At 55.9% G+C, this 5,436-nt stretch carries 2 tRNA genes and 3 rRNA genes; all 5 read right to left on the bottom strand.

What is annotated here, in order from left to right:
• Positions 1–50: 50 nt before the first annotated feature.
• The 5 genes from rrf to ABQJ56_RS16835 all read right to left on the bottom strand — a co-directional run bounded on the left by rrf (position 51) and on the right by ABQJ56_RS16835 (position 5,170).
• Positions 51–164, bottom strand: a 5S ribosomal RNA gene (gene rrf / locus ABQJ56_RS16855).
• 109 nt (positions 165–273) lie between these two features.
• A 23S ribosomal RNA gene (locus ABQJ56_RS16850) occupies positions 274–3,150 on the bottom strand.
• 185 nt (positions 3,151–3,335) lie between these two features.
• A tRNA-Ala gene (locus tag ABQJ56_RS16845) sits at positions 3,336–3,411 on the bottom strand.
• Positions 3,412–3,471: 60 nt separating this feature from the next.
• A tRNA-Ile gene (locus tag ABQJ56_RS16840) sits at positions 3,472–3,548 on the bottom strand.
• 81 nt (positions 3,549–3,629) lie between these two features.
• Positions 3,630–5,170: ribosomal RNA gene (locus tag ABQJ56_RS16835) — 16S ribosomal RNA — on the bottom strand.
• Together the 16S, 23S and 5S rRNA genes with 2 tRNA genes alongside form the textbook arrangement of a ribosomal RNA operon.
• Positions 5,171–5,436: the final 266 nt, after the last annotated feature.

The following is a 5,436-nucleotide window of genomic DNA, read 5'->3' as shown; positions in this document are numbered from 1 at the left end:
AAAAGCAAACGCCCTCACCGGGGAAGGTGAGGGCGTTTGAGGGATAAAGCCCCTGGCGGTGACCTACTCTTGCATGCGAGGTGCACACTACCATCGGCGCGGCTGCGTTTCACTTCCGAGTTCGGGATGGGATCGGGTGGGACCACAGCGCTATGGCCGCCAGGGAAGGGGTTGAAGCAGCGCAGGCGCGCCGGCTTCAATTCATGGGCAAACGAGTGACAAGCGTCCGGGTTCTGCGGGAACCGGCACGTGGCGAAGGCCACTTGGGGTTATATGGTCAAGCCGCACGGCTCATTAGTACGCGTAAGCTCAATGCATTGCTGCACTTCCACACCGCGCCTATCAACCACTTAGTCTAAATGGTGCCTACAGGAGAGTTGAACTCTCGGGAGATCTCATCTTGGGGCGCGCTTCCCGCTTAGATGCTTTCAGCGGTTATCGCTTCCGTTCATAGCTACCGGGCAATGCCATGGGCATGACAACCCGAACACCAGCGGAACGTCCACTCCGGTCCTCTCGTACTAGGAGCAGCCCCCCTCAAATCTCCAACGCCCACGACAGATAGGGACCGAACTGTCTCACGACGTTCTGAACCCAGCTCGCGTACCACTTTAAATGGCGAACAGCCATACCCTTGGGACCGGCTACAGCCCCAGGATGTGATGAGCCGACATCGAGGTGCCAAACACCGCCGTCGATATGAACTCTTGGGCGGTATCAGCCTGTTATCCCCGGAGTACCTTTTATCCGTTGAGCGATGGCCCTTCCATACAGAACCACCGGATCACTAAGACCTACTTTCGTACCTGCTTGATCCGTCGATCTTGCAGTCAAGCACGCTTATGCCTTTGCACACAGTGCGCGATGTCCGACCGCGCTGAGCGTACCTTCGTGCTCCTCCGTTACTCTTTGGGAGGAGACCGCCCCAGTCAAACTACCCACCATACACGGTCCCTGACCCGGATTACGGGCCGAGGTTAGAACGTCAAGCACTTCAGGGTGGTATTTCAAGGATGGCTCCACCGAAACTGGCGTCTCGGTTTCGTAGCCTCCCACCTATCCTACACAGAAGAACTCAACGTTCAGTGTAAAGCTATAGTAAAGGTTCACGGGGTCTTTCCGTCTTGCCGCGGGAACGCTGCATCTTCACAGCGATTTCAATTTCACTGAGTCTCGGGTGGAGACAGCGCCGCTGTCGTTACGCCATTCGTGCAGGTCGGAACTTACCCGACAAGGAATTTCGCTACCTTAGGACCGTTATAGTTACGGCCGCCGTTTACTGGGGCTTCGATCAAGAGCTTCGCCTTGCGGCTGACCCCATCAATTAACCTTCCAGCACCGGGCAGGCGTCACACCCTATACGTCCACTTTCGTGTTTGCAGAGTGCTGTGTTTTTGATAAACAGTCGCAGCGGCCAGGTTACTGCGACCCGCTGGTGCTCAGTCACGCATGTGACCACACCGGCGGGCGCACCTTCTCCCGAAGTTACGGTGCCATTTTGCCTAGTTCCTTCACCCGAGTTCTCTCAAGCGCCTTGGGATTCTCACCCTGCCTACCAGTGTCGGTTTACGGTACGGTTGGCTGTAGCTGAAGCTTAGTGGCTTTTCCTGGAAGCGTGGTATCAGTCACTTCGCCCAAAAGGGCTCGTCTCGGTGCTCGGTGTATGGATGCCCGGATTTGCCTAAGCATCCCACCTACTGCCTTTCCCCGGGACAACCAACGCCCGGTAGACCTAACCTTCTCCGTCCCCACATCGCACTACAGACCAGTGCTGGAATATTAACCAGCTTCCCATCGACTACGCATTTCTGCCTCGCCTTAGGGGCCGACTCACCCTGCGCCGATGAACGTTGCGCGAGGAAACCTTGGGCTTTCGGCGTGCGGGCTTTTCACCCGCATTATCGTTACTCATGTCAGCATTCGCACTTCCGATACCTCCAGCAGACTTTACAATCCACCTTCACAGGCTTACGGAACGCTCCTCTACCGCGCACATTGCTGTGCACCCCGAGCTTCGGTGTCTAGCTTAGCCCCGTTAAATCTTCCGCGCAGACCGACTCGACCAGTGAGCTATTACGCTTTCTTTAAAGGATGGCTGCTTCTAAGCCAACCTCCTGGCTGTCTATGCCTTTCCACATCGTTTTCCACTTAGCTAGAACTTGGGGACCTTAGCTGCGGGTCTGGGTTGTTTCCCTTTTCACGACGGACGTTAGCACCCGCCGTGTGTCTCCCGGATAGTCTGTCCTGGTATTCGGAGTTTGCCATGGTTTGCTAAGTCGCGATGACCCGCTAGCCATAACAGTGCTCTACCCCCAGGAAGATTCGTCCGAGGCGCTACCTAAATAGCTTTCGAGGAGAACCAGCTATCTCCGAGTTTGTTTAGCCTTTCACTCCTATCCACAGCTCATCCCCATCTATTGCAACAGATGTGGGTTCGGTCCTCCAGTGCGTGTTACCGCACCTTCAACCTGGCCATGGATAGATCACTCGGTTTCGGGTCTACTGCCAGAGACTATGCGCCCTATTCAGACTCGGTTTCCCTTCGCCTCCCCTAGACGGTTAAGCTTGCCACTGACAGTAAGTCGCTGACCCATTATACAAAAGGTACGCAGTCACCCTTGCGGGCTTCCACTGCTTGTACGTATACGGTTTCAGGGTCTATTTCACTCCCCTCTCCGGGGTTCTTTTCGCCTTTCCCTCACGGTACTTGTTCGCTATCGGTCAGTCAGGAGTATTTAGCCTTGGAGGATGGTCCCCCCATGTTCAGACAGGGTTTCTCGTGCCCCGCCCTACTCAATTTCATGCACGGTGCCCTTTCGCCTACCGGGCTATCACCGTCTGCGGCGGGCCTTTCCAGACCCTTCGACTAAAACACTGTGCACTTTTGGGCTAGTCCGCGTTCGCTCGTCGCTACTGACGGAATCTCGGTTGATTTCTTTTCCTCCGGGTACTTAGATATTTCAGTTCCCCGGGTTCGCTTCCGCAACCTATGAATTCAGTTACGGATACCGCTTGCGCGGTGGGTTTCCCCATTCGGACATTGCCGGATCAAAGCTTGTTGCCAGCTCCCCGACACTTTTCGCAGGCTGCCACGTCCTTCATCGCCTCTGACTGCCAAGGCATCCACCGTATACGCTTGGTCGCTTGACCATATAACCCCAAGTCGCCTCGGGGCTACACGTTTCAAACCACCTGTTCGTGCCTCAACACGTGTCTCGGTTCGGTTCGAACCAAGACGCTTGTCACTCGTTTGCCAGTTTTCAAAGAACACAAGAACGGCCTCAACGCCGCCTCGCTTCAAATCTTCAGTGTGCTTGTCTTCACGCCGTCACCAGTGGTGGAGCCAGTCGGGATCGAACCGACGACCCCCTGCTTGCAAAGCAGGTGCTCTCCCAGCTGAGCTATGGCCCCATGCCTGGTTAGGAATCCGCACCCGAAAGCGCGATTCTTGCGCAGGATGTGCACAGGTCATGGTGGGTCTGGGAGGACTCGAACCACCGGCCTCACCCTTATCAGGGGTGCGCTCTAACCACCTGAGCTACAGACCCGGAAAGCTTTCCTGGGACGCTACGTGAAATACAGGTGTCTTGTGTGGACGTCTTGCGCGACGAGCGACGCTGTCGCTCTCGAAAGGAGGTGATCCAGCCGCACCTTCCGATACGGCTACCTTGTTACGACTTCACCCCAGTCATGAACCACTCCGTGGTCGTCGTCCCCCTTGCGGTTAGACTAACGGCTTCTGGAGCAACTCACTCCCATGGTGTGACGGGCGGTGTGTACAAGGCCCGGGAACGTATTCACCGCAGCATAGCTGATCTGCGATTACTAGCGATTCCGACTTCACGAAGTCGAGTTGCAGACTTCGATCCGGACTGGGATCGGCTTTCTGGGATTGGCTCCACCTCGCGGTATTGCAACCCTCTGTACCGACCATTGTAGTACGTGTGTAGCCCTGGCCGTAAGGGCCATGAGGACTTGACGTCATCCCCACCTTCCTCCGGTTTGTCACCGGCAGTCTCCTTAGAGTTCCCGACATTACTCGCTGGCAACTAAGGACAAGGGTTGCGCTCGTTGCGGGACTTAACCCAACATCTCACGACACGAGCTGACGACAGCCATGCAGCACCTGTGTTCCGATTCCCGAAGGCACTCCCGCATCTCTGCAGGATTCCGGACATGTCAAGGCCAGGTAAGGTTCTTCGCGTTGCATCGAATTAAACCACATACTCCACCGCTTGTGCGGGCCCCCGTCAATTCCTTTGAGTTTCAGTCTTGCGACCGTACTCCCCAGGCGGCGAACTTAACGCGTTTGCTTCGACACTGATCTCCGAGTTGAGACCAACATCCAGTTCGCATCGTTTAGGGCGTGGACTACCAGGGTATCTAATCCTGTTTGCTCCCCACGCTTTCGTGCTTCAGCGTCAGTGTTGTCCCAGATGGCCGCCTTCGCCACTGATGTTCCTCCCGATCTCTACGCATTTCACCGCTACACCGGGAATTCCACCATCCTCTGACACACTCTAGCCCGCCAGTATCCATTGCCATTCCCAGGTTGAGCCCGGGGATTTCACAACAGACTTAACGAACCGCCTACGCACCCTTTACGCCCAGTAATTCCGATTAACGCTTGCACCCTTCGTATTACCGCGGCTGCTGGCACGAAGTTAGCCGGTGCTTATTCCTCAGGTACCGTCAGCCCCACCGGGTATTGGCCGGTAGTATTTCGCTCCTGATAAAAGTGCTTTACAACCCGAAGGCCTTCTTCACACACGCGGCATTGCTGGATCAGGCTTGCGCCCATTGTCCAATATTCCCCACTGCTGCCTCCCGTAGGAGTCTGGGCCGTGTCTCAGTCCCAGTGTGGCTGATCATCCTCTCAGACCAGCTAGCGATCGTCGCCTTGGTAGGCCTTTACCCTACCAACTAGCTAATCGCACATCGGTTCGTCCTGCCGCGCGAGGCCCGAAGGTCCCCCGCTTTCTCCCGTAGGACGTATGCGGTATTAGTCCCGGTTTCCCGAGGTTATCCCCCACGTCAGGGTAGATCCCGATGCATTACTCACCCGTCCGCCACTCGCCACCCGGTATTGCTACCTGTGCTGCCGTTCGACTTGCATGTGTTAGGCATGCCGCCAGCGTTCAATCTGAGCCAGGATCAAACTCTTCACTTAAGTTTTCGACAACCTCGTCCTTGCGAACTCGGCCGTCTGTCTTTCTGAAGCGTGACCCCAACCAGTGAAACTCATTACTGACTTTCATTTGGGTGGGACGCTTGCATTGCTTGGACAAGTCATCGACTCGCCAGCGCAAGGCGTCCACACAATTCACCTGTGCACACTGTCAAAGATCACGCCACCGCGGAACTTTCCGCCAGGGGACATTTCGTCCCGGTGAGCCGCCCATTCTACATCGTTCTTTCAGGCCGTCAACAGTCTCG

This window comes from Rhodanobacter geophilus (assembly GCF_040812275.1).
In the GTDB taxonomy this organism is placed as follows: domain Bacteria; phylum Pseudomonadota; class Gammaproteobacteria; order Xanthomonadales; family Rhodanobacteraceae; genus Rhodanobacter_A; species Rhodanobacter_A geophilus.
This window is presented reverse-complemented; position numbering and strand designations above follow the sequence as displayed.